This window comes from Rhizobium bangladeshense, assembly GCF_001662075.1.
GTDB classification, from domain to species: Bacteria; Pseudomonadota; Alphaproteobacteria; order Rhizobiales; family Rhizobiaceae; genus Rhizobium; species Rhizobium bangladeshense_B.
The window spans coordinates 1-670 of the sequence record NZ_LYPL01000111.1 but is presented as its reverse complement, the minus strand read 5'-3'; the positions used below and the strand labels follow the sequence as shown (position 1 = coordinate 670).

Annotated in this window: 1 pseudogene; it reads left to right on the top strand. The window is 61.0% G+C overall.

Going from position 1 to position 670, the window contains the following annotated elements:
* Positions 1–464: 464 nt before the first annotated feature.
* Positions 465–670: pseudogene (locus A7X77_RS31735) on the top strand (OsmC family protein); the annotation flags it as partial.

Here is a 670-nt window from a genome sequence, read left to right as displayed (position 1 = left end):
CGTTACGATTCCCATCGACAGGGCGAAGGCGATCTTGCGTTTGAAATGCGTGTTCATGTCCGTCTCCCGACTGGATGAGAGATCAAGACCGCCTCGGCAGGTCTCAATCCCGGTTAGCGCTTCGAAGATCGCGCAATGCCGGCACCGGCGGTAGCGGGGAAAGCTGAGAGGCAGCCTCTTGAGTTCGGCAAGTTCCGAACGGCGGGGAATCCTCGGTAGTTGGGAGCGTTATGCCCCGCAACGCGCTGCTTTCCGAAATCCTCCACAGTGCTCCGGCTTCTCGCAACCTGGTGCGAGGCTGAGCGAAAACGAGAGGCTTGCTCTCACTCCTGCTCGCTACCGGATGGATTTCCCCGATCTCATATTCCCGTCATCGCCGCCCGGAACCCTGCTGGGTCGTGGCGGCGCTCAACAAACCAGCAGTGAGCTTTCTCACCAGCTGAAATTGAACAAGGAGCATCCAAATGTCGAAAGTCATCTACACCGGCACCACCAACACCACCGGCGGACGCGACGGAGCGTCTCGCACGTCCGATGGTCGCCTCGATGTGAAACTCTCCCCGCCCGGCTCCTCGGCTCCCGGCACCAATCCCGAACAGCTCTTCGCCGCCGCCTGGTCCGCCTGTTTTCTCAGTGCGATCGGACGAGCGGCTGCCGAACGCCAGCTTCG